The sequence below is a fragment of the Pseudovibrio sp. JE062 genome, from assembly GCF_000156235.1.
Lineage (GTDB): Bacteria > Pseudomonadota > Alphaproteobacteria > Rhizobiales > Stappiaceae > Pseudovibrio.
In genome coordinates, this window is sequence record NZ_DS996819.1 from 1 (window position 1) to 23,404 (window position 23,404).

A 23,404-nucleotide genomic window follows, 5' to 3' on the forward strand; every position below is an offset into this window, starting at 1 on the left:
TGCCGTATCTTTGCGGTGTTGGGAGAGCATTTGCAGGCGCTGGGCATTGAGGTGGACCGGATCTCCACTGGTATCTCCATTCTGGATCCGAATTATCACGGTGAGGGCTTGATCTGGGAACGTGGGGTTGGCCCGCGGGTGCGTTACTTTGAGCGCACGCCTGATACAAGCGAGTCTTATAATCAAAGCCTTTGGAAGCGATCCATTGAGACCGGGCAAACGATCCGACATAAGTTTGGTCATCATGATGAATTTGATCAGCTGATGATCATTCAGGAGCTGAAGGATCAGGGGTACACGGACTATGTGGCCGTGCCCATGACGTTCTCAGATGGAGAAGTGCATGGGTTGGCGTTTGCTTCGCGTGCACCGGATGGCTTTAAAGATGAAGATGTGGCGCTGTTTGATCAGATCTCCGCTCCGCTGTCGCTGATTTGTGAGCTGTTCAACTCGCGGCAGGCTTCCGAGAGCATTCTGAATACCTATCTTGGTACACGTGCCGGACGGCGTGTGATGAATGGCGAGATCCGTCGGGGGGATGGTGAGCATATCAATGCGGTGGTGGCATTCAGCGATATCCGCAACTTCACCGGCTTTTCCAATTACCTGCCAGACACAGCACTGCTGCAATTGCTGAATGAGTACTTTGGCATTGTCACCTCACGGGTGGAGCAGCATGGCGGTGAGATTCTGAAGTTTATTGGTGATGAGGTTCTGGCGGTGTTTCCTTATACAGATGCACAAAGCGCCAGAATTGCTGCGTTTGAAGCCATGACAGCACTGCGTGAGAGTATGTCTGATCTGGCAGCCGCCAATGCGCGTGGGTTTCCTGATCTGCCGGCTATCCATGTGGGCATGGGCGTGCATTCAGGGCGTGTGTTCTTTGGTAATGTGGGTGGTCAGCGACGGCTGGACTTTACGGTTGTTGGTCCGGTGGTGAATGAGGCTGCGCGTATTGCAGACCTGTCCAAGCGCCTTAATCAGGAAATGCTGGTGTCGCAGTCCGTGGCGGAAATTCTGAACTGCTGTGAGGATACCTATGTGGGGACATACCCGCTCAAGGGCTTCCCCACACCGGTGAAGGTTTATCAGGCGCCGGAGTTGACCAGATCCTGTGCATTTGGACCTGGCAATACGGCTTTCCTTGCCTTTGAGAAGAACTGACGGCGCAGCAGCACCAGCGTGACCATCAGGGTCGTTCCGATGAAGATGAGCGGCCCTGCATACCATCCCAGGTATCCGACAGCGAAGAAGAGAGCCTGCTGGCCGCTGCTGAAGTGGCGTCCAGCCAGCGTTGCCAGTCGTGCTGCGCGCAGGGAGGCGTCCACGGCTTCCTCATTGTCTTCATGGCAATCGTCTGGAATAGAGCCCATGACGATGGTGGTGTAGTTGAACAGGCGATAGGCCCAGCCGAACTTGAAGAAGGCGTAGGCGAGGATCACCATCAGGCCAAACGTCTTGGCTTCGTTCTGAAGTGGGTCTTCCAAAAATGGCAGGTTGAGCGTTTGGGCGAGGGCGGTGACCTCATCCATGGCGCTTAGAAGCGTGACCGTTCCACCGATGGCGAGCAGGGAGGCAGAGGCGAAGAATGCCGTGCCCTGCTGCAGGCCGGAGGCGATGTTGGTGTCTGCGATGCGGACTTCCCGTCTCAGCATGGCGCGCATCCAGCGGTAACGGTGCGCGTCCATGGCATGGGAGAGGGTGTGTTTGGACCACGGGCTGCGATAGGCCAGCCAACTGTACAAGCCCCATGAGAAGACGAAAAAGAGGATGGCTATGAGGTTGGAAAGCTGGATCTGAAGCATTGATCTTTCTGTTTTTAAGCCTGTGTCCGGAAAACAGCCTGCGTTTTGAGCGCGGGTTTTTTATATGTTTGGCATGATTTGGGGGAAGGGGCTAGAGGCGGAGCGCCACATGCAGCTGTGTGAGCCCAGCTATTTTCGAGCGAAAACAGACTCAAGGTACGCAAAAAACACAATTGGAGTTGTCCTATACGGCACCCGGTTCTCAATAAAGTCGAGTTTTGAACGAATTTTTCTCGAAAAAATTTGGCTGAATTTTTTTATGGTTATCGATAATTTTAGCAGTTCTAAAGAGCTCTAACTTGTTGGGGCTATGGGTTTTTATTGGGTAGGTATATCTGACTGGGTAATAGGTAGATAATTTTACGTAGCAAGGTGTGACAGTGCGGCCAGCCAAATTTTGCCGTTTTACTGTTGCGCTTTCATTGGAAAAGGAATATTCCGTGCGCCCTGTGCTGACGAGGTTTCCTCGGCGCGCATCTATCAACCATTAAACGGTGTTTTATGGATCACGAAATTCAGAAGTCCTGCTGGGGGTTCACTATGTGGACTGTAGCAACCCTCGGCGGCGTTATGGCGCTGCTTTACGTATTTGCAGGTGCCGGCAGTTAATCCCAAGACAACTGCCTGAAACGCGGATTTTGACGGGGATGCAGATGTGACGTCTGCATCCCTTTTTCTTTGAGTGCTTCTAACTGATATCCAAAATCGATACTGTGCTGCTGATCACGCTCTGTACGTTGGGGCAGTTTTGCTTGGCTCGCTTTTGCGGCTTAACTGGCAACTTGCAGTACGATCTTCCCAAGATGCTTCTTTTGCTCAAACACCTCCTGCGCCTCTTTGATGTGAGAGAGAGGGAAGGTTTGTGAGACAAGCGGTTTGATGCGGCCTGCTTCAATATGGCTGACGAGATTGCCGAACACTTGCGGCTCCAGCACTGTGCAGCCGAAGAAGCTCAGATCCTTCAGATAGAGCGTGCGAACGTCGAGCTCCACCAGCGGGCCTCCGATAGCGCCTGCAACGGCATAGCGGCCTTTGTGCTTGAGAACCTCCATGAAAGACGGCCATTGCTCTCCGGCCACCAGATCAATCACCACATCAACGCTGTTGGTGCCGAGGCTGTCTGTGAGGTCGTCCTTTCGATCCAGAACGCGGTCTGCGCCCAGCTCCAGCAGCAATGGGGCTTTGGAGGCGGAGGAGACGGCAATGACGTTGGCACCGCGTGCTTTGGCCAGTTGGACTGCTGCTGAGCCGACACCGCCTGAGGCGCCTGTGATGAGCAGTTGCTCACCGGATTGCACATTGGCGCGGGTGAGCATGTTTTCTGCTGTTGAGTAGGAGCAGGGGAACGAGGCGAGCTCCTGATCGCTCAGAGTGCTTTGGATTGGGTAGACGTGGTGGTGATCGACTGAAACATATTCAGCAAAGCCGCCATCGCATTCGGAGCCCAGGAACCATGGTGTTTCCAGTTGTCCGCCGTTTGCGTAGTGCAGGCAGGGCTCAATCAGCACTCGTTTGCCGATCAGATCCTGTTTGACGTTTTTGCCTGTTGCGACGACCTGTCCGCACACATCAATGCCTTGTATGCGGGGAAATTGGAGAGGCTGTCCGGCCCAGCTGGCATCTTCTGCATTGCTCTCTGCTTTGAGTACCATGCCTGCGGGTGTTGATGTCGGTGTTGTTCACGCTGCTGCCAGAACTGCACGAGCACGTCTTCAGGTCCGATCTTAGGGAGAGGGCGGCCTGTCCGCAGCTCGAGCATCTCTGGTCCGCCGTGGCCGTTGAGTGTGACTGCGGTCATGGTGGTGGGGAGCTGGCTCATGATGCGGTCTCCTGTGTGAGTGATAGAATTGCGGACTTGGCCCAATTGAAGGCCTCAGAGCCGTTGAGGGGATAGATGGAGATGGCGCCTTCGTGGATGAGGAAAAGCTCTCCTGCTTTGTTCTGAAGCCCCAGTAAGGTTGCCAGTTGATCCTGTGTCTCTTGCTTGTGTCTGGTGACGCATTGAGAGACTTGCTCGCTCTCCGGGTAGGCTGAGAGCGCAGCTCGGTCCATGCAGCCGTGTGGGGCGTTGGTTTGCATCCAGTGTTCAATGGTGTCGAGGATGGCCGTGAGGCGGTCCTGTGGTTCAGCCTCTGCAGCTTCCTTCAGCAGAGACAGGTATCGGCGATGGCGGACTTCCAGCGCGCCGATGATCATGTCTTCTTTGGAGGGGAAGTATTTGTAGAGCGTGCGTAGGCTCACATCAGCGCCTTTGCGCAGCTCGGCTACGCCGGGTGCGGTGAAGCCTCGAGCCGCGAAAACGCCTTCCAGCTTCGTGCAGATTGTGTGTTCCAGATCAGTCATGTTAAATTGGTAGAGCGATCGTTCTACTGAGTCAATCGCGAATGTGCAGGTGGTGATCACCGATATGTTTGTGCAATGCGTTAGGTATGCGCTGTGCTATCTCTGGCAATCGACAGAGCGACCTGCTATTTGAGCGCTATGACGTTACATCTGGTGAAACTCTGTGTTGGCGTGGAAAGCGTTGACCAGCTGCGGAATTACATTGAACAGCGACAGATTCTGGCGCTGTCCCACGGTTTGAGTGATGAGCAGATCCATACGACCCGTATGGTGCCGACTCGTATTGATGAACTGCTGGATGGTGGTTCGCTGTACTGGGTGATCAAAGGCAATGTTCAGGTTCGCCAGAAACTGATCGACATCCGTGTTCATAAGGATGATTCCGGCAAGAAGCGTTGTGATCTTGTGATGGAGCCGTATCTTCATCAGACACAGCTCCAGCCACGCCGCGCGTTTCAGGGCTGGCGCTATCTGAAAGCGTCAGATGCTCCGCCGGATGTGACCGGACCTCTACTCGACAGTGATCAACTTGCCGAAATGCCAGAGGCCATGCGCCGCGAGCTGCAGGAACTCTGCTTGATCTAAGGTGTTGATCTTTTATTAGAATTCAATTCAAAATATGAGCCTAGCATCTATTCGATGTTAAGCGTGCGTGCCCATAACTCTGGATTGCGAAACTGCAATTTATAAGCTTTGGGTAGCGTCGGGAATGAAATATATAAAACTGTTGGCTGTTCTGCCTCTTTTAAGCGCTTGTCAGACTGTTGGGGCTGATAACGTTGTTGAACTGCCATTTTTCAAAACGTCGAAAGGCGATTGTTATCGCCTCAATACAACGAATGCCAACTATAAGTACAATGGGAAGTGCTTGGTCTCTAAGGTTGGGGTGATGGTTGCCTTTGGAAAGAATCTGGGCGTGAAGAACCTAGATGGCTTGAAATGTGAGGCAGTTGGTGCGGCTACGCGGGGTACATTCAAACCACCAGCGATGCTTAGAATTCCGCAGCCTAAGGATTCTTCGGAGCCTCTGACGATTACTTGCTCGATTGGAAAGTACAAAGGCTCAACGCGCTTGTATCCTAAGAAGGTTGAGCCAGCTGTCATGGGCCATCTGTTCTTAGATGACCGTGCCGTAGTTATCGTCAAATAATGCTGAGATGATTGGTTCGCACCATGCAAAGGTGCACTGATTGAAATACAAGGCCTGCGAAAAACACGCAGGCCTTGTGATTTTAAACTTCGATATTATCGATCAGGCGGGTTTCGCCGACTTTGGCGGCGACTAGGATGCGGGAGCCTTTGGCGTCGACCGGGGTACCCAGATGTTTTGCGTGGCGCAGTTCGAAGTAGTCTGTGGCAAAGCCTGAGAGCTTCAAAACAGCCAGAGCCTTCTTGCGCACTTCAATCCAGTTTTCACCGTTGTGAAGCGCGTTGCGTGCAGTGTTCAGCGTCTGGGAGATGGTGATCGCGGTTTCGCGTTCCTTGTCATCCAGATACTCGTTGCGCGAGGACATGGCGAGGCCGTCGTCTTCACGTACGGTAGGAGCGCCAACGATCTGAGTCGGCAGGTGCAGATCCCTTGCCAGCTGCTTGATGACCCGCAGCTGCTGGTAATCCTTTTCACCGAAGACAGCCACATCCGGCAGGACAGCCAGCAGAAGCTTGGCGACCACGGTTGCTACGCCGTTGAAAAAGTGCGGACGGTGATCTGTTTCCAGTCCCAGAGCCGGACCTTCAATCTGAATGGATGTGGCAAAGCCGTTTGGATACATTTCCTTTGCGTTTGGAGCGAAGACGCCAAACACATCATGTTCCGCCAGTTTCTGAAGATCGGAGGCTTCCGTTCTTGGATAGCTTTCGAAATCTTCGCCCGGCGCGAACTGTTTAGGATTCACAAAGATTGAAACAATCACGATGTCTGCAAGTTCCCGGGCCTTTTCGACCAGTGACAGGTGACCTGCGTGCAGAGCCCCCATGGTTGGAACTAGAGCGATTGTTTTGCCTTCTCGTCTCAGAGGTAATAGTGCAGCCCGCAGGTCGTCTACACCGCGGTATACGTCTGGGAGATTTCTCATAGGCGTCTCCATGTGGGAACACATCCCGTTATTTCTTGGCTTTGCAGCTGTTCTTATCTGTTGTTGGTAATGGGTTTGCCCAGAAACTGTTGAACCCAATTGCAAGCAGAAACTGATATAACCAGTTTTAGCAGATTTTGTGATTATTCTCACTGCACCAATAGTGGGTATTGGTCTTTAGCGAGCGAATTAAATAATCTGTCCCAAGATTTGTTAAGTTGTTGGAATAATATGCCTTCATAACCTTATGTGAAGCGAACACAGGTGTGCCTATGCCAGACAAGCTTTCCAAAAAGACCGGATTTCTGAATAAGCATGCGGAAGACAAAAGCGAACTTTCCAGTTTTCTTGCGGCTGCCAAAGGTGCCGTTGCGGCGCCTGAAGGGAGTGAAAGAGGGCGTTTGATCTTTGCTTTGGATGCCACGATGAGTCGTCAGCCGACCTGGGATCAGGCCTGTCATCTGCAGGAGGAGATGTTCATTGAAGCGGGGCGTGTTGGCTCGCTGGATGTGCAGCTGGTGTTTTTCCGGGGCTATGGAGAGTGCAAGTCTTCGCGCTGGGTGAGTAACTCCAAAGAGCTTGGCCGAATGATGCGCAAGATCCGGGTGCAGGCTGGTCGGACGCAGATTCGCAAAGTGCTGGATCATGCTTTGAGTGAAACGCGTAGGAAGCGGGTTCAGGCGGTGGTTTATATCGGCGACTGCATGGAGGAAAATCCGGATCTGATTTGCGACAAGGCCGGAGAGCTTGGAATGCTTGGGGTGCCGGTGTTCGTCTTTCAGGAAGGGCAGGACATTGTGGCGGAACGGACCTATCGGGAGATCGCTCGGTTGAGCAATGGTGTCTATCTGAATTTTGACGAAGGATCGGCTGCGAGCCTGCGCGGATTGCTGGCTGCGATTGCCACGTTTTCCGCAGGGGGCAGGGAGGCCCTTGAGCGGCTTGAGCAATCGGGGCATAAAGGTGCTCAATTCTTGATAGAACACCTCAGGTAGTACATGGGCTATTTGGTCTTAGGAGGATTGGTGCTCGCCATCCTCTATTTCTTCGCAAAGTGGCTGACACAGTCCAACCCTGCGAAGCTTGCAGATACTTTGAAAAAACTGATTGGCGGTCTTTTGCTGCTGGTCTGTGCGTTTCTCGCGGTGACCGGCAAATACGTGGTGGCCGCGCCACTTGCCGTTTTTGCGCTCTCCCTTCTGGGATGGGGATCTGCGCAGAACCTCCGGTTTCCCGGGGGCTTTTCCCTTGGTGGGCTGGGAGGTGCCTCAAAGAGCGCCGGTCAGACTTCCACCATCTCTTCCAAGTTTCTCCAAATGGAGCTGGATCATGACAGCAAGAAGCTGGAGGGCAAAGTGCTCGCCGGTACATTTGCTGGCCATGCCTTGAGTTCTCTGCAGGTTGCGGATCTCAGGCAGCTTTGGCGTGAAGTGCAGCCGGATGGGGACAGCGTTGCCCTACTCGAAGCTTACCTCGACAGCAGGCTCTCCAACTGGCGTGTAGACTTCCAGGCGGATTCCACAGCGGGGCAGAGAGACGCGTCGGGCTCGAGCGCTCTGACTGAGAAGGAGGCCTACGAGGTTCTTGGACTTGCGCCGGGAGCCTCCGTGGACGACATCCGCGCCGCTCACCGCCGACTGATTAAACGATTGCACCCCGATAGTGGAGGTTCTGCTTTCCTGGCTTCCAAACTCAACGAGGCGAAGGATAGGCTTCTCAACAGACATTAGACTCACCGTGACTGATACTAGTTACTGATAGACGGCATAGCAGGAGTACTTGGCCTTCTTGAGTTTGGCGCAAGCGTCCCAGGCTGCTGTTTTGGTTTCAAACCCGATGAACCGCGCACGGTACAGGGTCTGTTTCTTGGATTTGACCGGTTCAGTGTAAATGCGCTTGTTGCTCAGGGTAGAGCCTGCAGCAGCGCGCGCACTTTCCAGGATGCGGATTGCCTTATCCTGGCTGTCGGTCGCAGAAATCTGAATGTGCCAGCCTGATGTGTCGATGTCCTCTGGCTTCAGGCTTGCGATCTTGCTCGCGATTGGAGCGGAAGATGGCGCAGGCGCTGTGGCTGGCTGCTGCAGCTTTGCAGAAGCGGAAACTGCAGGGGCGGCCAGAGAGTTGGCAACCAGTTCCTTACGCGGTGCCGGAGCTGGGCTTGAGGCCTGGCTTTCCAGCATTCTTGCGATCGGATCGGTTGGTTTTGAATTTGGTGTTGCGCCATTTGCATTGGCATACGCCAGCAAAGTTGGCTGCTGTGCAGGGCGACCAGTCGCTTTTGCAACAGGAATTGCCGGTGCCACCTTCGGGAACTGATAGCGTGTTGTTGTGCCTGCGTAGAGCATTGGCGCGGTGCGACGACCACGGGATGCTTTTGGCAGGTACTGGTTGATCAGCTTTACCATCTGCGCATCACGGCTTTTGCCGGTGCGGCCACCCAGAACCACAGCAACGATCTGACGATTGTCGCGCTTTACGTTGGTGACAAGGTTGAAGCCGGAGGCATTGGTGTAGCCGGTTTTGATGCCGTCCACGCCGCGCACACGACCCAGCAGCTTGTTGTGGTTGCCCATGCGGCGGCCAGCGTAGGTGTAGGAGCGGGTGTTGAAGTACTTATAATACTTCGGGAAGCGATCCTGAATGGCGCGGCCCAGCAGAGCAAGGTCAGCTGCTGTGGTGACCTGTTTGGAATTTGGCAGGCCATGCGGGTTTCTGAAGGTGGTGTTCCGCATGCCAATGGCGCGCGCAGTCTGCGTCATGCGGCGGCCAAAGGCTTTCTCGGAACCAGAGATGTGCTCTGCAATCACAGTCGACGCATCGTTTGCGGACTTGGTGATGAGGGCGTAGATCGCATCCTTCACGCGCAAAGAACCGCCAACTCTCAAGCCAAGCTTGGTTGGTGGGCGGCCTGCAGCGTAGCGGGACACTTTCATTTTGGTGTTGAGCGAAACGCGGCCTGCTTCCAACTCTTCAAAGAGCACGTAAAGTGTCATGATCTTTGTGGTGGATGCTGGATAGCGCCGTGCATTGGCGTTGTTGGCGTACAAAACCTTTCCGGTTTTCGCATCAACGACAATACCAGCATATTTGGAATTAGCCTCGGCAACGGATGGAGCTGTAGCGATTGCTACTGAAACGGCGATGATGCCGACAGCTTGTCCAAATGCCTTTTTTAGGCGCCCAAATGGCCCAAATTTACGCAGACCCATGTTCTTTTCGCCCCGTGAGCAATAATGGCGGTTACGCGCTCTGTACTAAAAAAATTCGCTGAGTGCTAGCGGAGGTGTGTTCTGAAAGCCTCAGCCGCTAAAAATGCAGCAGAGGTGGCTCCCCCCGTTCGCGTCATGCCCAGAATGATGCGATTACGGTTACAATTCTGTAAATGCGCAAAGGCAGATTGCAAAAATCTTGTTTTTATCCGTTTTTTGTTTGTGGCTACGCCCCTGTCTTTTCATAATATTGCAGTGCAAAATAAGAGTTGACAAATTTTGTGCAGCGCATAATATCCGTTGCGTAAGTTTTGGAATGTGGCGTTTGCTCCCCAAGAGACAAAAACCTAATCATCGAATTACCGGCGCCGCCCAATTGATGAGGGAATTTTCATGGTCACAGGATTTGAGAATATTCAGAAGCTTGGAAAAGATAACATGGACGTAGCTATGCAGAGCTTCGGTGCCTTTTCCAAGGGAATGCAGGCGATCTCTGCTGAGGTTGCGGACTACTCCAAGAAGTCTATGGAAGATAGCAGTGCTGCGATTGAAAAAATGGTCAGCGCGAAATCTCTCGATAAGGCTATGGAAGCTCAGGCGGATTTTGCCAAGGTGAGCTACGAAAGCATGGTTGGTCAGGCGACCAAGATCGGCGAAATGTACGCTGAAGTCGCTAAAGACGCTTATAAGCCATATGAGAACATGCTCTCTAAAGCTGCCAAGTAATCTTCTGGCATAACCGAATATGAAGCCCGGGGCGGATCATCGCTTCGGGCTTTTTGGTTTTTGGGGCGCCTTTAATTTATTGCTCCGGTTGTTTTCATTTTCAGAAAACCTATCTCTCTTCTTCAAGGCCCTCTCAAAACATTGTGATTCAGCTTTGCTCAGTGCTGCGGAATGAATGCCGGTACCCTCAAGGGGCCGGAGATGTTCATCTTACGTTGGGAGCAGGGTTTAACCCTTCGGATAGTCTGGTCATTTTCTCAGCTTAATGGTTTGCTTTTTGCAGTTTGCTCAGGGAATAATCAGTACTAAAATCAATGAGAGACACGCGCTGCTTCTAAATACCCGCAATCCCTTGGATTAGCGGTAGAAATAGGAGAGGGCGCAGACAGGTATGAGGCTGGCCTTTGCGTGGGTCGCCTCATACTCTAGAGACAACAGACAGCGATGATGCTGCGGTGAGTGTGTGAATGAAAGACCAGCGACAGGCAATGAGTGTTCTCAGGGGAGATAAACTTATGCTTCCAGTATATAATGAAACAGAAAATGAAACACTGTTTGATTTTTCTGGAGTTGTTGGTGTGCCCTATGAAAATGCATATCCCTTGAATTCGCAGGGGGTACGTTTAAATACTATAAAGTCCTCTGCGTTATACATGGAGGGACAAAGAGAACGAATGAGCAGCGATTTCGACCTGGATAATGATGATGATGGCGGGACGATAACCGTTACCAAGCCGAAGCCAAAAACAAAAAGGCCGAGTTTGTATCGAGTTTTGCTGCTGAACGATGATTATACGCCGATGGAGTTTGTGATCCACGTGGTGGAACGGTTCTTTCATTTGGACCGTGAGAGCGCAACGCAGATCATGCTCCATGTCCATCATCATGGCGTAGGGGAGTGTGGAGTCTTCACCTATGAAGTGGCCGAAACAAAGGTCACACAAGTAATGGATTTCGCCCGAAAACACCAACATCCGTTGCAATGTGTAATGGAGAAAAAGTAATAGGGGGCGCCTGTGCCGTCATTTTCTCGCAGTCTGGAGAAAGCTCTCCATCAAGCTTTGGCGTTTGCTAATGAGCGCCATCAGGAATATGCGACCCTGGAGCATCTGCTGCTCTCATTGATTGATGATCAGGATGCTGCTGCGGTGATGCGTGCATGCAATGTGGACCTCGATCAACTGCGAAAAAGCATTGTCGAATATATTGATACTGAACTAGAGAACCTCGTTGTTGACGGGGATGATGATTCAAAACCAACGGCCGGTTTCCAGCGTGTCATTCAACGCGCTGTCATTCATGTCCAGTCTTCTGGACGTGAAGAAGTGACTGGTGCCAACGTTCTTGTTGCCATTTTTGCCGAGCGCGAAAGCCATGCTGCTTACTTCCTGCAAGAGCAGGAAATGACACGGTACGACGCTGTCAATTATATCTCCCACGGTATTGCCAAGCGGGCTGGCTTATCTGAACCACGTCGGGTGCGTGGTGTTGAAGAAGAATCCGATAGTGGTGCTGATCCGAATGTGAGCATGCCACAACCTCCATCCGGAGGTTCTTCTGAACAAACCAAACGGAAAACAGAAGCTCTTGAAGCTTATTGTCAAAACCTCAATGACAAGGCGTTTTCCGGTAAGATCGATCCGCTGATCGGTCGTGAAAAAGAAATTTCGCGGACCATTCAGATCCTGTGCCGCCGCGCCAAGAACAATCCGCTTTATGTGGGTGATCCGGGCGTTGGTAAGACAGCGATTGCTGAAGGTCTCGCACGCCGCATTGTTGTCGGTGATGTGCCTGAAGTGTTGAAGAGTGCAACAATCTTCGCACTGGATATGGGCTCATTGCTTGCAGGTACCCGTTACCGCGGTGATTTTGAGGAACGTCTGAAGCAGGTCGTGAAGGAAATCGAAGATTATCCGGGCGCGATCATGTTTATCGACGAGATCCACACCGTGATTGGTGCGGGTGCGACCTCTGGTGGTGCGATGGATGCATCGAACCTGCTGAAGCCTGCACTGGCTTCCGGAACGATCCGTTGTATCGGTTCCACCACATATAAAGAATACCGCCAGTTCTTCGAGAAGGACCGTGCGCTGGTGCGTCGCTTCCAGAAAGTGGATGTGAACGAGCCTACCATTCCGGATGCTATTGAAATCCTTAAGGGGCTGAAGCCTTACTTTGAGGACTTCCATAACATCAAGTACACCAATGATGCGATTAAGGCGGCTGTTGAGCTGTCCTCCCGCTATCTTGCTGACCGGAAGCTTCCGGATAAGGCAATTGATGTGATTGATGAGTCCGGTGCATCGCAGATGTTGCTGCCAGAAGGTAAGCGTCGCAAGACAATTGGTCTGAAGGAAATTGAAGCAACCATCGCGACCATGGCCCGCATCCCGCCGAAGTCCGTTTCCAAGGATGATGCGGAAGTGCTGTCCAACCTGAAGGATAGTCTGAAGCGCGTTGTTTATGGTCAGGACCCTGCGATTGAAGCGTTGTCTGCGTCCATCAAGCTGGCCCGTGCTGGTTTGCGTGAGCCTGATAAGCCAATCGGCTCTTACCTGTTCTCCGGTCCGACCGGTGTTGGTAAGACTGAAGTCGCCCGTCAGCTGGCGTCTACACTGGGTGTTGAACTGGTTCGCTTCGATATGTCTGAGTACATGGAGCGGCATACGGTTTCCCGCCTGATTGGTGCGCCTCCGGGTTACGTGGGCTTCGATCAGGGTGGCTTGCTGACGGACGCTGTTGATCAGCATCCTCATTGCGTGCTGCTGCTGGATGAGATCGAGAAAGCCCATCCGGATCTGTTCAACATTCTGTTGCAGGTGATGGACCACGGTAAGCTGACTGACCACAATGGTAAGTCTGTCGACTTCCGTAATGTGATCCTGATTATGACCACCAATGCTGGTGCGGCTGATCTGGCGAAAGCTCCTATGGGCTTCAACCGCATTGACCGCGATGGCGATGACATGGAAGCGATCAACAAGATGTTTACTCCGGAGTTCCGGAACCGTCTTGATGCGATCATTCCATTCGCGAACCTAGACAACGACGTTATCCATCGTGTGGTTGAGAAGTTTGTTATGCAGCTGGAAGCTCAGCTTGCAGAACGTAACGTGACCTTTGAACTGACACCTGAAGCTGTGGCCTGGCTCTCTGAGAAGGGCTATGACAGGTTGATGGGTGCGCGTCCGCTGGGCCGTGTCATTCAGGAACACATCAAGAAGCCATTGGCTGATGAGGTTCTGTTTGGCAAACTTCAGAAGGGCGGTACTGTGAAGGTTTCCGTTTCTGAGGATCTTGAAGGTCTGCTTCTGGAAAGCGTTGAGGATCGTCCAACACCTAAGGCGAAGGCTGCCAAGAGGAAGCCTGCTGCCAAGGGTAAAGGCAAGTCCGTTGTTCCGAAAACGGGCCGGGGTGCTGATGCCACCAAGCGTGGTGATGTACCGGGTATTCCGATTGCGGATTGAGACAAAGATACTTGAGAAAAAGCCGGAGCACTTGCTCCGGCTTTTTTGTATGGTGGGTCTACGTAGTCTTGTGTAGGCTCTTACCTGCTGCTGATAAGGCTGCGGTTCTGCTTCCCCCAAGCTCTCCTGTTTTTGAGAGTCTTCGAGTTCTTAAATGACCAGTTCAGAGATGAATGTTGATGAAGGAGAGGATCCTTCTGAATTTGAGGGAGGTGCCTACTGGTTCCGCCAAGGGGCTAAAGGTGCGTTTTGCCTCCCGACACTTATTTTGATGATGGCCTTTGTCGGCTTCACATCGCTGGCCCGCGAAGTTGGACTAACGCTTGTTGAAGTGTTGCTGATGAGCCTGCTGATGTGGGCTTTGCCGAGTATTGTTGTTTTGACCGGCGCCATGAGTGCCGGGGCGGGTTTGATCCCCGCTGCGATTGCTGTGGCTCTGTCTGCTGTGCGTTTGATGCCGATGACGGTGGCTCTGATGCCTGTGTTGCGGGATGAGAAGCGTACCAAGACGTGGCAGATGCTGGTTGTCTCTCACTTTGTGGCGGTGACGGCCTGGGTGTTTGCTATGCGCAATCTGCCAAGCTTGCCGCGTGCGGCGCGTCTGCCGTTCTTTGCAGGCTTTGGGTCGACGGTGCATTTTGTGGTGCTGTGCTCAACTGCGCTGTCTTACATGGTGCTTCCCGCTCTTGAAGGGCCGATTGCGGCTGGGCTGGTTTTGCTGACACCGATCTACTTCATGTTTTCCATGTATCAAGCGTCGCGCACCAGTGGTGATAAGGCGGCGTTGATCCTTGGGCTTATTCTCGGGCCGATCTTCTATCACTTCTTTCCCGGTGCAGATTTGCTGCTGACGGGCTTTGTAGGTGGGACGGTTGCCTTTGTGGGGTGGTTGTTTGCAACGCGGAGGGCTGAGCTGTGAGTGAGATTTACGGCAGCTGGTGGTGGCCCTATGTGATGATCCTCGTTGCGGGCTTTCTGGCAACAGAATGCTGGCGTTGGATTGGTGTTTTCGCCTCCGGCAAGCTGCGAGAAGATAGCCTGCTGTTTGCGTGGGTGCGGGCCGTGGCGACGGCGCTGATTGCGGGAATCATTGCGCGGTTGGTTTTGTTTCCCGAAGGTGTGCTGGGTGATGTGCCGATCTGGCTTCGTCTTGCAGCTGTTGCTGGCGGGGTGGTTGGCTACAAGCTGCTCAATGACCGGCTGATGGCAGGGATTGTCTCGGCTGAATTTGTTCTGATCGGTGGCTGGGCGTTTTTGATTTAGCCATTCTTGCTAAGCTTGATCGCACGCATTGCTGGGTCTCGTTTCCCTCTCTAATCTACAGAGGAGAGTTGGGGGCTTGCTATGACCTATATTGCGCTGGGTGAACACAATCTTTGTGACGAACATATCTGCTGTGCGATTTCGGATAAGAAGTGCGCGCAAGGCTATCAGTTGAAGAAGGATTGGCTGGGCCAGCAGTTCGCCTCGGGCTATCAGTTCATCAAGCTCGATGAACGGGCAAAGGTGTTTATCGAGTTTGGTCCTGCAGAGGCTGGCTGGGCGCCTGTGGTGGCTCCGCGCCACTTGCTGGTGAACTGCTTCTGGGTTTCCGGCAGGTACAAAGGGCAGGGGCATGGCAAAGCGTTGCTTGCTAGGGCAGTGGAGGCTGCTGAGCAAGCCGGTGCTGACGGATTGGTGACGATCGCCGGTGCCAAGAAGATGCCTTTCCTCTCAGACGGTAAATGGTTCAAGCAGCAAGGTTTTGAGATTTGTGACAGCTCTCCTGATGGGATTGAGCTGCTGCGACTTGGCGTTGGTAGCGCAGGTGGTTCCGCTTCGTTCTCGGAGAGTGTCCAGAAGGGCGCTGGACTGAGCGACGAGGGGCTTGTTGCTTACTACTCCAACCGCTGTCCGTTTACAGATCATCATGTGACACAGAACCTGAAAGAGGCGGCTCAGCGACGTGGATTGCCGCTCAAGATCGTTCATCTGGATACGCTTGAGAAGGCGCAGTCTGCACCAACGCCCGCCACGATTTTCTCGCTTTATTGGAGTGGAAGATTTGTCACCACGGACCTGAGTGTGTGTATGGATTCACGCTTCGACAAGATCATGCAAAAGGCATTGAATGAGAAAGTAGCTATCGAAGTGGTTTGATTGTTTCAGGTGAATCGAATTTTGGTGAGGCATGAGGATCTGATTCAAGTGCGCGGGCTAGTGCGTTGAAATCAGATTCGAATTTGCTGGTCGGGGAAGGTGGTCATTTCAGATGAATCGAATTTTCCTCGCGCAATCTGGTGAGAATGCGCGAGGTCGTTTCAGGTGAAATGATTAGGAATGAGCTGCAACAGCTGCGCGGATTTTTTCTGCGTTTGCTTTGAGCTTTTCGCTGTCTTCCATCTCGCCGGTGTGTGGGCGCAGGGAGATGCCTTCGGTGCGCGGGATGACATGGAAGTGGGTGTGGAACACCATCTGTCCGCCAGCGCCTTCATTGAACTGGTGAATGGTGATGCCATCTGCATCGAATGCCTGCTTGAGCACGCGCGCCATCTTCTGCGCTGTTTTAGCAACGGCAGTCAGTTCGGCTTCTTCGATATCGAGGATGTTGCGGGAACCCTTCTTAGGAAGTACTAGCACGTGGCCATCTGCGCGCGGCATGATATCCATGATAACAATGGTGTTTTCGTTTTCGTAGACCTTCTCGGAAGGCAGTTCGCCGCGCAAGATCTTGGCGAAGATGTTCTGGTCATCGTAGGACGGGCTGGTCATCTTGATATCCTCTGAACTGGAACATGCTTGCGTTCATTTGCATTCACGCGCCATGTTCCTAATTTTGCTTTAGCGCGTATTCTTATCCGCAAACCGGAGCCACTTTTCGGGAATACGCTCTATCATTTTTACCGGTGTATCCGTTGTGAGCGAAATGGCTCACCGGTCTTTGCCGGTAGTTAATCCGATTCATTGACCAAGATCACTGGAGAATCAATGTGTGGTTTGGGTGGAGTTGTTGAGAACCCGATCGTACTTAAGAAGCTGATTCAAGTTTGGAGGGATTTGTGAGTCTCTTCAGAGTCTTGAATCGATGTCTTAATGTGGGTTCTAGGTGTCCTGTTGGCGGAACGGGCCGTGTTCCGACAGGATTTTTTGCTCGTGCAGAACGGCTTGGCGTTCCTGTTCCAAATAGTCTGCGACTGCATTCCTTAAAGAAGGGTGTGCAATCCAGTGTGCGGAATAGGTGAGGCTCGGCATGTAGCCGCGCGCCAGTTTGTGGCTGCCTTGCGCGCCAGCCTCAACCCGCTGTAAACCGCGAGACAAGGCGAACTCGATGGCCTGATAATAGCAGATCTCAAAGTGCAGGCAGGGGTGGTTTTCGATACAGCCCCAGTTGCGACCATAGAGCGTGTTGCCGCCGATCATGTTGAGCGCGCCGGCAATATAACGGCCTTCGCGCTTGGCCATGATCAACAGGGTATGGTCGGAGAGCCTTTCCCCAAGTAGCGAGAAGAACTCGCGGTTGAGGTAGGGAGATCCCCATTTGCGGCTACCGGTGTCCAGATAGAACTCATAGAGCGCGTCCCAGTGGCTTTCAGTCAGATCCGGGCCGGTGATCCATTCGACCTCTATGTCGTTCTCCAGCGCGGTTTTACGCTCCTTACGGATGCTTTTGCGTTTGCGGGAGGAGAGTGCCTCCAGAAACTGCGCAAAGTCGCTGTAGCCGTTGTTCTCCCAATGGAACTGTTGGTCTGTGCGCAGCAGGAAGCCTTCTTTGCCGAGCTCGGTCCATTCCTGCTCTGTGAGGAACGTGAGATGGGCTGAGGAGCCTTCAATGCGGACGGTCAGTTCTTTCAGGCCTTGTGTGAGGATCTTGATGGTTTCCTGGCGATTGGCCTCCGGTGATATCAGGAGGCGGCGACCCGGAACGGGCGTGAACGGGATAGAGCACTGGAGTTTGGGGTAGTAGTTTCCGCCTGCACGATGGAAGGCGTCAGCCCATGCATAATCGAAGACGTACTCGCCCTGACTGTGGCTTTTGGCATAGGTCGGGATCGCGGCGATGGGTTTGCCATCTTGTTCCCACCAGATGTGCTGGGGGATCCAGCCTGCTTCCCACCCAACGCATTTGCTTTCTTCCAGTGCCTGTAAAAAAGCATGTGAAAGCATGGGGTTAAACTCAGAATCTTGAGAGTTTGATTCAGTTTCTGAGTTTGGGTTGGATTGGATCGTTTCAGGTGAATCGATCCAATCCTGCTGATCATAAAGGATCGGCGGTGTGCCGGGATTTGCCAGTGCGTCCCAGTCCATACTGGGGATCTCATCCAGAGAGGAGAGGACTTTCAGAACGGGTGATGGTGGTACTGGCAAATCGATAGATCCTAGAGGGGCTCTTTGTCCGGATTGAAGCCTTCGAAAACAATCTGGTCCGCATGCTTGGCCGCATTGAGACGGTCTTCTTTGGTTCTGACAGTCCATGTCATCACCGGCAGGCCATAAAACTCACGCAGGAAGCTTGGGCCGTCTGCTGGCAAATCCTTTACGAAGAACGAAACGAAATGCGGGTCAGTGCCAGCCATGTGTACCATCCAGGAAATCTTCTCGATTTCGTGCTCTGTCAGGTTCAGATGATCGTTTTCGCTCAGCGTGGTCATAGAGATGCAGCCGCGTGGGATTTGCGGTGCAACGTCCTTCATGGTCCGAAGCATTTTCGGGTCGAAGGATTTTATTGCTGCCGGGCCTTTATAATCGCTGAGGATTTTGGCGATGGTTTTAATGAACTCATCCTGACCTTCTGGAAGGTTCAGGGTTTTGATTTCAATAACCAGTGGCACTTTGCCGTCAACCAGCTCCAGCAGTTCCTGCAGGGTCCAGATTGGGTCGTCAGAGCCGCGCATGGACAGCTTGCGCAGGTCAGCCAGATCGAAGTCGATCACGTTGCCTTCACCGTGGGTGAGGCGCTCAAGGTTTGGATCGTGGAACACGATGACCTGACCGTCCTTGGTCTCCTGCAGGTCAACCTCAATGGCGAAGTTGTTCTCTACAGCAGCTTTGACCGCGGACGGGGTGTTTTCAAGAATGCCTGCTTCTTTGTTATGGAAGCCGCGGTGAGCGATCGGACGGGCGGTGAGCCAGGAAAGATCTTGCATGGATTTTCGAAACTGCTTCTTCAATAAAAGGAGATGTGTTCTGCGGACAGAGCGGGATTAGTCGGCAATTTCGAAAATTGCTTCGATCTCAACAGCAGCGTTGAATGGCAAGGAGCCTGCGCTGACAGCGGAGCGTGCATGACGGCCAGCATCACCCATGGCTGCAACCATGAAGTCAGATGCGCCGTTGATGACTTTAGGCTGGTCACCGAAGTCGCCGTTGGAGTTGACGAAGCCAACAATTTTGACGAGGCGGACGATTTTGGACAGGTCGCCAGTTGCCGCTTTTGCCTGTGCCAGCAGATTGATTGCGCAAAGGCGTGCAGCTTCCACACCATCTTCGATGCTCAGATCCGCGCCAACCTTGCCAACTTTTGCGATCTTGCCGTCCTGCATTGGCAGCTGGCCAGAGATGAAAAGCTGGTTTCCGGTTTTTACGAAAGGCACGTAATTGGCAGCAGGTGCAGCAGCTTCCGGCAGTGCGACGCCAAGCTTTTCTAGGTTTTGCTGGATTGTGTCAGACATTCGGCTTTCCCTCCGGTTCGGAATGTTCTTTTGCAATAAGTGATGCAATTCCACGAAAACTCAAGAGTTTATCTCTTCACGAAGCCGTGGTTTGCAAAGTGATGCGCAGACTCACATTAGAATCACCAGAGTTGCAAGGGTGCATGGAGCGTTGTCTACGTGGGAAACGTGTATCCAATTTGAATGATTTACCCTAGCTCTGATTTCCTTGGCGGAATGTTTGCGTTGGTACCGGCGTTTATGCACTCTTTGGGAATGGAAGAGAGGCATGCCCACGTGTCTTTTGTTCCGACATGATCGGAGGTTTTATGCTGAAACTACGCTTCGGACACGGATTGGGGAGGCTTGCTCTTCCCGCAATTGCTGGGTCTTCTCTCTCCCTCTGTTTCCTTCTTACTCCCTCCATTGGCAATGCTGCCGACCTCCAACCTCACCGCGCCGTTTATGACATGAGGCTCTCTAGCGCTCAGAGTGGTGCGGATATTGCTGATGTGAACGGGCGTATGGTCTATGAGCTTTCCGGCTCGGTCTGTGATGGCTTTAATGTGGATCTGCGGTTTGTGGTGATGAGTATTGATGAGGAGGGAGAGGAAACGGTCACCGACCTTCGCAGTTCCTACTTTGAAGCGCCGGATAACTCTCAGCTCTCCTTTGCTTATCAGACGTTCATTGGTGATTTTCTGGCGGAGCAGGCACAGGGTAAAGCAGAGCATCAAAGCTCTAAGGTGGATGTGGATCTGGGTGGCCCGGACGGTAAGTCGCTGAGCTTTGATGGGTCTATCATGTTCCCTCTGCAACACCTCCACAGTGTGATTGATGGTGCTACTCTCGGAAAGCACTTCATGGTTTCCAAGCTGTATGACGGCAGCGTGACCGGGGAGCAGTTGTTTGAGGCGACCACTGTCGTGGGGCGTAAGCTGGCTGATCCACTGGATCAGCGGTCTGATCAGATTTCACTGCCCAAAGCGTTAGGCACCGCTGATGCGTGGCCGGTTTCCATTGCTTATTTCAACCTGAGTGATGGTGTGCGTGGTGAGCGGGCGCCTGACTATCAAATGCATACGGTTTTGCACGAGAACGGCGTCTCCAGAAGCATGAACCTGAACTACGGGGTGTTTGAGTTGGAAGGGGCTCTGGTTGAACTTGAGCTGAAGCCGATGATACCTGCAAGCACTTGCGGTAGTTCTGTTGCTTTGGAAGAAGAGGTGAGTGTGCCGTTTGATGGCAGGCTCAAAAAAGAGCAGCTGCGCTGAGGCTACCTTTTGTCCGGTGTTTTGATAGACCTGCCGAGAGAGACGACTGAGCTGTCTTTGAACTTTCCGCGTAAAGCATCCATGGCGCGTTCAGCTTTGGCGCGTTTTCCTGCCTGTTCATCCAGCAGATCTTCCGGGTCGGCCTGATCGGCAGGGCCCAGATCTCCAATCCCGACACCAATGAGACGGAAACGCAACTTACCATCGGCAACGTTGTGGAGCAGGTCGTCTGCTGTGCGGAAGATCTTGTCGGCCAGCTGTGTTGGGTCATGCAGCATGCGGGAGCGGGTGATGGTTTTGAAGTCCGCTGTCTTGAGTTTGAGTGTGACTGATCTGCCGGACTTTTCTGCTTTTTTGGTGCGGTAAGAGACTTTCTCAGTCAGGGCCCACAGACTCTTGGAGAGCTGGGTGACGTCTGAGATGTCTGTGTTGAACGTGGTCTCACCGCTGATGCTTTTGGCGCCGCGGTTGGAGGAGACGTTGCGATCGTCCTCTCCCTGGCACAGCTTAGCCAGACGCAAACCCATAGCACCGTACTTGCGGGCTAGGTCGGTCGGGTCTTTTTGCTGAAGCTGGCCGATGGTTCTGATGCCATCACGTTCCAGTTTGGCCTGAAACACCTTGCCAACGCCCCAAATGACGCTGGTTGGTTGTTTGGCGAGGAAGTCTTTCTTCTCCTCGTCTCCAATCACTGAGAAGCCGCGGGGCTTGTCGAGGTCTGAAGCGATCTTGGCGAGGAACTTGTTGGGCGCAAGGCCCACAGAGACGGATAGTCTCAGCTCTTTCTGGATCTTGATCGCGAACTGTACGAGCAATTCTGCCGGTGTTGCGCCGTGGAGTTTTTGTGTGCCGGACAGGTCAAGGAAAGCTTCGTCGATGGAAAGCGGCTCTACCAAGGGGGTGAGCTTTTCCATCTCTTCGCGGATTTGCCTGCCGACCTGTGAGTAGAGATCCATGCGCGGTTTGATGACCACTGCGTCCGGACAGAGTTCTCGTGCCTTGAACATGGGCATAGCGGAGCGGACGCCGTAGATGCGGGCGATGTAGCAGGCTGCGGAGACAACGCCGCGCTGGCCGCCGCCTACGATGACGGGCCGATCTGCCAGTTCAGGGTTCTCGCGCTTTTCGACGGAGGCGTAGAATGCATCACAATCGATGTGGGCGATTTCGAGGGTGTCCAGTTCTGCATGGGCGAGGATGCGCGGGCTGCCGCATTTGGGGCATCGCGTCAGGTCTGCGCGGAATCTGTGTGAGCAGTCCCGGCAGAGTGCTTTGAGAGGTGTGGTGGCCTCAGTCGCCATGAAGTCAGAGCTCCGATCAATTGCAGCTTTCTCGTGGACAGGGCTTTAGCATGAACTACTCCTCAGTCTCCCATGAAATCCGTGCACCGGCCACATAAAACACAGAGCTGCGCATCTGGTCTCTGTCCCATTCCTCAATGGTCCAGTCCTTTGAGTTCACCGGATCGAAATTGAGGAAGAACTTGTCCTGCATAAACATGCCGACAATGGGGTGCTTGATGACGGTGTTGGAGCTATCGCTTGGTTCCTTCAGATTAAACTCGACGCTCTCTTCCACCTTGATCCGCAATGTGCTCAGGGAGTCTTGAGGAGCTGCAGCCGGGCGCTGGCAGTCGTGGGCGGCAAACTCCAGCGTCACAGCGCCGGGGCCATCTGCTTTTCCTGAAGTGAACAGGGCGCTGCGCAATACGGCCCCGTTTAAATGTCCAAAACGCTCCAGAAAATACTGGAGCGACGTGTTTGAAAGGTGTTCCACGCTTGGGTTCTCTGGGTTGGTGAAAGGTACACTTGCAGCCTGAGACCTTACTTTACAGCAGCGACCAACAAATTTTCAATAAAGTCGCCGGTTTCTTTCCAGCAATTGCTTTTGAGTGCCACGTTGGGCAGGTCGCTGGATGTTGCGTAGAAGCGTGGATCGGCAATGAAATGCACTAGTTGGACGTGCGGCGTGCTTTTGCCGACCGAGAGGATGTTGGTTGGGCTGTCATCTATAAAGATAACCGGATGATGAGCGCGCTCTGCGCACAGAGCTGCAACAGCACCGCCTTTTGGGCCATCATTGGTCACAAGTGGGTAACCCATGCCAAGGCTTTTTAAGAGGTTCTCACGGGCAGGCTTGTTGTGGGTGCCGGGCAGGTTGGTCAGGATGATGATGTCGCAGAGTTTCGACAGGCGCTCCAGCTGTTCAGCCGCATGAGGCACTGCTTCCTGTCTGCCGACTTCGCTCTCAAAGAAGTCGTGAATGATGGCCATGCAGGCGTCATCAGAAAGGTTTTCGCCGGACTGGGTGTAGACCATGTTGGCTTTCAGGCGATAGGCAGTTTCCTTGAAGGAGATACCATGATCAGCCATGAAGCGTTCAAGGTGTGGGATGAATTGCAGGAGCACCTCATCCACGTCGCAAATGAGGAGAGGGTGGGCTCGTTTCTCGATCAGGCTGATCTGCTGCAATGTGCTCGCGCTTGCTGTGCTAATGGTGGGCAAAGTAATCAACGCCTCCGGCAAGTTTCAGGTGAGCAGCTGCAATCATCGTTGGGCGAATGCCTGCGCTTTCGGTGTAAGCCAGCAAAAGCTGCTCGTCCTGCATTAAAAATTCCAGAACCCCTGCGAGGAAGCCCGGCTCGGCTGCCGCATCGCGAATCTCCTGAGGTCCAATCCCGGCCAAAGACAGGAAGCGGCCGAGCTGTTCCGGGTCGCTGCTGAGAAATGATAGGGCACCAATTGCAATTTCCTGTGCAGTATCTTCGGTCAAACTGCCGGTTTTGCCTAAATTCATTGGTGTTTGCCTTTCTGAAACGAATCCGAATTAACTATGTAGCAGGAAATTTAGTGTGGGACTTGTTCCAATGCCAGTCGCA

The 23,404-nt window shown here is 53.1% G+C and carries 25 protein-coding genes; 12 read left to right on the plus strand and 13 right to left on the minus strand.

All coding sequences use genetic code 11. The features are described from left to right. Positions 1-1,164, plus strand: a 1,164-nt coding sequence (locus PJE062_RS24815; protein ID WP_008552936.1) for an adenylate/guanylate cyclase domain-containing protein, incomplete at its 5' end; no start/stop codon positions are given. On the opposite strand, the gene PJE062_RS24820 is transcribed toward PJE062_RS24815, so the two are convergent. From PJE062_RS24820 to PJE062_RS24835, 3 genes are all read right to left on the minus strand, one after another. Further along, positions 1,089-1,805 carry a DUF599 domain-containing protein gene (locus tag PJE062_RS24820; protein WP_037038204.1) on the minus strand — a complete coding sequence of 239 codons (717 nt, stop codon included), beginning with the start codon at positions 1,803-1,805 and terminating at the stop codon, positions 1,089-1,091. The two genes, PJE062_RS24815 and PJE062_RS24820, sit on opposite strands and share 76 nt — an antisense overlap. Before the next feature lie 770 nt (positions 1,806-2,575). After that, positions 2,576-3,457 carry a zinc-binding dehydrogenase gene (locus PJE062_RS24830; protein WP_008552949.1) on the minus strand — a complete coding sequence of 294 codons (882 nt, stop codon included), beginning with the start codon at positions 3,455-3,457 and terminating at the stop codon, positions 2,576-2,578. 163 nt (positions 3,458-3,620) lie between these two features. Continuing rightward, on the minus strand, positions 3,621-4,148 hold the full coding sequence (locus PJE062_RS24835) for a TetR/AcrR family transcriptional regulator (protein WP_008553015.1): 528 nt from the start codon (positions 4,146-4,148) through the stop codon (positions 3,621-3,623). A 138-nt stretch (positions 4,149-4,286) separates the two neighbouring features. On the opposite strand from PJE062_RS24835, the gene PJE062_RS24840 reads away from it, so the two are divergent. Continuing rightward, positions 4,287-4,733, plus strand: a complete 447-nt coding sequence (locus tag PJE062_RS24840) for a DUF1489 family protein (protein WP_008553001.1) — start codon at positions 4,287-4,289, stop codon at positions 4,731-4,733. Positions 4,734-4,857: 124 nt separating this feature from the next. Beyond that, the gene (locus PJE062_RS24845) at positions 4,858-5,298 is read left to right on the plus strand and encodes a hypothetical protein (RefSeq protein ID WP_008552996.1); all 441 of its coding nucleotides are present in this window, start codon (positions 4,858-4,860) and stop codon (positions 5,296-5,298) included. 82 nt (positions 5,299-5,380) lie between these two features. Here the strand turns inward: PJE062_RS24845 and panC are convergent, their stop codons facing one another. Beyond that, entirely contained in the window at positions 5,381-6,223 is an 843-nt protein-coding gene (gene panC / locus PJE062_RS24850) for a pantoate--beta-alanine ligase (protein ID WP_037038210.1), read from the minus strand. 272 nt (positions 6,224-6,495) lie between these two features. Here panC and PJE062_RS24855 point away from each other — a divergent pair, with 272 nt between their 5' ends. Continuing rightward, positions 6,496-7,218 (plus strand): hypothetical protein, encoded by a 723-nt coding sequence (locus PJE062_RS24855; protein WP_008552960.1) that lies wholly within the window; start codon positions 6,496-6,498, stop codon positions 7,216-7,218. 30 nt (positions 7,219-7,248) lie between these two features. Beyond that, positions 7,249-7,953 carry a DnaJ domain-containing protein gene (locus PJE062_RS24860; RefSeq protein WP_008552932.1) on the plus strand — a complete coding sequence of 235 codons (705 nt, stop codon included), beginning with the start codon at positions 7,249-7,251 and terminating at the stop codon, positions 7,951-7,953. A gap of 21 nt (positions 7,954-7,974) precedes the next feature. Here PJE062_RS24860 and PJE062_RS24865 read toward each other — a convergent pair whose 3' ends face one another. Then, the gene (locus tag PJE062_RS24865; RefSeq protein WP_008552964.1) at positions 7,975-9,432 is read right to left on the minus strand and encodes a serine hydrolase; all 1,458 of its coding nucleotides are present in this window, start codon (positions 9,430-9,432) and stop codon (positions 7,975-7,977) included. Between the two features lie 393 nt (positions 9,433-9,825). Between PJE062_RS24865 and PJE062_RS24870 the strand changes: the two genes are divergently transcribed. From PJE062_RS24870 to PJE062_RS24895, 6 genes are all read left to right on the plus strand, one after another. After that, positions 9,826-10,158, plus strand: a complete 333-nt coding sequence (locus PJE062_RS24870; RefSeq protein ID WP_008552981.1) for a phasin family protein — start codon at positions 9,826-9,828, stop codon at positions 10,156-10,158. A 674-nt stretch (positions 10,159-10,832) separates the two neighbouring features. Then, positions 10,833-11,162, plus strand: a complete 330-nt coding sequence (clpS, locus tag PJE062_RS24875) for an ATP-dependent Clp protease adapter ClpS (RefSeq protein WP_008553008.1) — start codon at positions 10,833-10,835, stop codon at positions 11,160-11,162. Positions 11,163-11,174: 12 nt separating this feature from the next. Beyond that, positions 11,175-13,625, plus strand: coding sequence for an ATP-dependent Clp protease ATP-binding subunit ClpA (gene clpA / locus PJE062_RS24880; protein WP_008553006.1), 2,451 nt, complete (start codon positions 11,175-11,177; stop codon positions 13,623-13,625). Positions 13,626-13,779: 154 nt separating this feature from the next. After that, positions 13,780-14,544, plus strand: a complete 765-nt coding sequence (locus PJE062_RS24885; RefSeq protein WP_008552998.1) for an AzlC family ABC transporter permease — start codon at positions 13,780-13,782, stop codon at positions 14,542-14,544. After that, positions 14,541-14,888, plus strand: coding sequence for an AzlD domain-containing protein (locus PJE062_RS24890; protein ID WP_008552924.1), 348 nt, complete (start codon positions 14,541-14,543; stop codon positions 14,886-14,888). The genes PJE062_RS24885 and PJE062_RS24890 overlap by 4 nt, the downstream gene beginning before the upstream one ends. An 81-nt stretch (positions 14,889-14,969) precedes the next feature. After that, the gene (locus tag PJE062_RS24895; protein WP_008553011.1) at positions 14,970-15,764 is read left to right on the plus strand and encodes an N-acetyltransferase; all 795 of its coding nucleotides are present in this window, start codon (positions 14,970-14,972) and stop codon (positions 15,762-15,764) included. 174 nt (positions 15,765-15,938) lie between these two features. Here PJE062_RS24895 and PJE062_RS24900 read toward each other — a convergent pair whose 3' ends face one another. The 4 genes from PJE062_RS24900 to PJE062_RS24915 form a co-directional block, all read right to left on the minus strand. After that, positions 15,939-16,376, minus strand: a complete 438-nt coding sequence (locus PJE062_RS24900; protein ID WP_008552973.1) for an HIT family protein — start codon at positions 16,374-16,376, stop codon at positions 15,939-15,941. A gap of 330 nt (positions 16,377-16,706) precedes the next feature. Next, positions 16,707-17,909: a GNAT family N-acetyltransferase gene (locus PJE062_RS24905; protein ID WP_008552970.1), complete on the minus strand. Its 1,203-nt coding sequence runs from the start codon at positions 17,907-17,909 to the stop codon at positions 16,707-16,709. A gap of 71 nt (positions 17,910-17,980) precedes the next feature. Further along, the gene (locus PJE062_RS24910; protein ID WP_008552974.1) at positions 17,981-18,748 is read right to left on the minus strand and encodes a glycerophosphodiester phosphodiesterase family protein; all 768 of its coding nucleotides are present in this window, start codon (positions 18,746-18,748) and stop codon (positions 17,981-17,983) included. Between the two features lie 57 nt (positions 18,749-18,805). After that, a complete protein-coding gene (locus PJE062_RS24915) occupies positions 18,806-19,273 on the minus strand; it encodes a RidA family protein (protein WP_008552961.1) in 468 nt (155 codons plus the stop codon). 308 nt (positions 19,274-19,581) lie between these two features. Here PJE062_RS24915 and PJE062_RS24920 point away from each other — a divergent pair, with 308 nt between their 5' ends. After that, the gene (locus PJE062_RS24920; protein WP_083793310.1) at positions 19,582-20,526 is read left to right on the plus strand and encodes an EipB family protein; all 945 of its coding nucleotides are present in this window, start codon (positions 19,582-19,584) and stop codon (positions 20,524-20,526) included. Positions 20,527-20,528: 2 nt separating this feature from the next. Here the strand turns inward: PJE062_RS24920 and PJE062_RS24925 are convergent, their stop codons facing one another. The 4 genes from PJE062_RS24925 to PJE062_RS24940 all read right to left on the minus strand — a co-directional run bounded on the left by PJE062_RS24925 (position 20,529) and on the right by PJE062_RS24940 (position 23,322). Continuing rightward, the gene (locus PJE062_RS24925) at positions 20,529-21,827 is read right to left on the minus strand and encodes a DNA polymerase IV (protein ID WP_008552963.1); all 1,299 of its coding nucleotides are present in this window, start codon (positions 21,825-21,827) and stop codon (positions 20,529-20,531) included. Positions 21,828-21,882: 55 nt separating this feature from the next. After that, positions 21,883-22,233, minus strand: a complete 351-nt coding sequence (locus PJE062_RS24930) for a hypothetical protein (RefSeq protein ID WP_157039342.1) — start codon at positions 22,231-22,233, stop codon at positions 21,883-21,885. Between the two features lie 116 nt (positions 22,234-22,349). After that, a complete protein-coding gene (locus PJE062_RS24935) occupies positions 22,350-23,030 on the minus strand; it encodes a hypothetical protein (protein WP_008552953.1) in 681 nt (226 codons plus the stop codon). After that, a complete protein-coding gene (locus PJE062_RS24940) occupies positions 23,017-23,322 on the minus strand; it encodes a DUF3572 domain-containing protein (protein WP_014286240.1) in 306 nt (101 codons plus the stop codon). Before PJE062_RS24940 ends, PJE062_RS24935 begins: the two co-directional genes overlap by 14 nt. Between the last annotated feature and the right edge of the window lie 82 nt (positions 23,323-23,404).

Coding starts and splice junctions, on each gene's coding strand:
- PJE062_RS24820 (WP_037038204.1), bottom strand. CDS start 1,805: ATGCTTCAGATCCAGCTTTCCAACCTCATAGCCATCCTCTTTTTCGTC.
- PJE062_RS24830 (WP_008552949.1), bottom strand. CDS start 3,457: ATGGTACTCAAAGCAGAGAGCAATGCAGAAGATGCCAGCTGGGCCGGA.
- PJE062_RS24835 (WP_008553015.1), bottom strand. CDS start 4,148: ATGACTGATCTGGAACACACAATCTGCACGAAGCTGGAAGGCGTTTTC.
- PJE062_RS24840 (WP_008553001.1), top strand. CDS start 4,287: ATGACGTTACATCTGGTGAAACTCTGTGTTGGCGTGGAAAGCGTTGAC.
- PJE062_RS24845 (WP_008552996.1), top strand. CDS start 4,858: ATGAAATATATAAAACTGTTGGCTGTTCTGCCTCTTTTAAGCGCTTGT.
- panC (WP_037038210.1), bottom strand. CDS start 6,223: ATGAGAAATCTCCCAGACGTATACCGCGGTGTAGACGACCTGCGGGCT.
- PJE062_RS24855 (WP_008552960.1), top strand. CDS start 6,496: ATGCCAGACAAGCTTTCCAAAAAGACCGGATTTCTGAATAAGCATGCG.
- PJE062_RS24865 (WP_008552964.1), bottom strand. CDS start 9,432: ATGGGTCTGCGTAAATTTGGGCCATTTGGGCGCCTAAAAAAGGCATTT.
- PJE062_RS24870 (WP_008552981.1), top strand. CDS start 9,826: ATGGTCACAGGATTTGAGAATATTCAGAAGCTTGGAAAAGATAACATG.
- clpS (WP_008553008.1), top strand. CDS start 10,833: ATGAGCAGCGATTTCGACCTGGATAATGATGATGATGGCGGGACGATA.
- PJE062_RS24885 (WP_008552998.1), top strand. CDS start 13,780: ATGACCAGTTCAGAGATGAATGTTGATGAAGGAGAGGATCCTTCTGAA.
- PJE062_RS24895 (WP_008553011.1), top strand. CDS start 14,970: ATGACCTATATTGCGCTGGGTGAACACAATCTTTGTGACGAACATATC.
- PJE062_RS24900 (WP_008552973.1), bottom strand. CDS start 16,376: ATGACCAGCCCGTCCTACGATGACCAGAACATCTTCGCCAAGATCTTG.
- PJE062_RS24905 (WP_008552970.1), bottom strand. CDS start 17,909: ATGGACTGGGACGCACTGGCAAATCCCGGCACACCGCCGATCCTTTAT.
- PJE062_RS24910 (WP_008552974.1), bottom strand. CDS start 18,748: ATGCAAGATCTTTCCTGGCTCACCGCCCGTCCGATCGCTCACCGCGGC.
- PJE062_RS24915 (WP_008552961.1), bottom strand. CDS start 19,273: ATGTCTGACACAATCCAGCAAAACCTAGAAAAGCTTGGCGTCGCACTG.
- PJE062_RS24920 (WP_083793310.1), top strand. CDS start 19,582: ATGCTGAAACTACGCTTCGGACACGGATTGGGGAGGCTTGCTCTTCCC.
- PJE062_RS24925 (WP_008552963.1), bottom strand. CDS start 21,827: ATGGCGACTGAGGCCACCACACCTCTCAAAGCACTCTGCCGGGACTGC.
- PJE062_RS24940 (WP_014286240.1), bottom strand. CDS start 23,322: ATGAATTTAGGCAAAACCGGCAGTTTGACCGAAGATACTGCACAGGAA.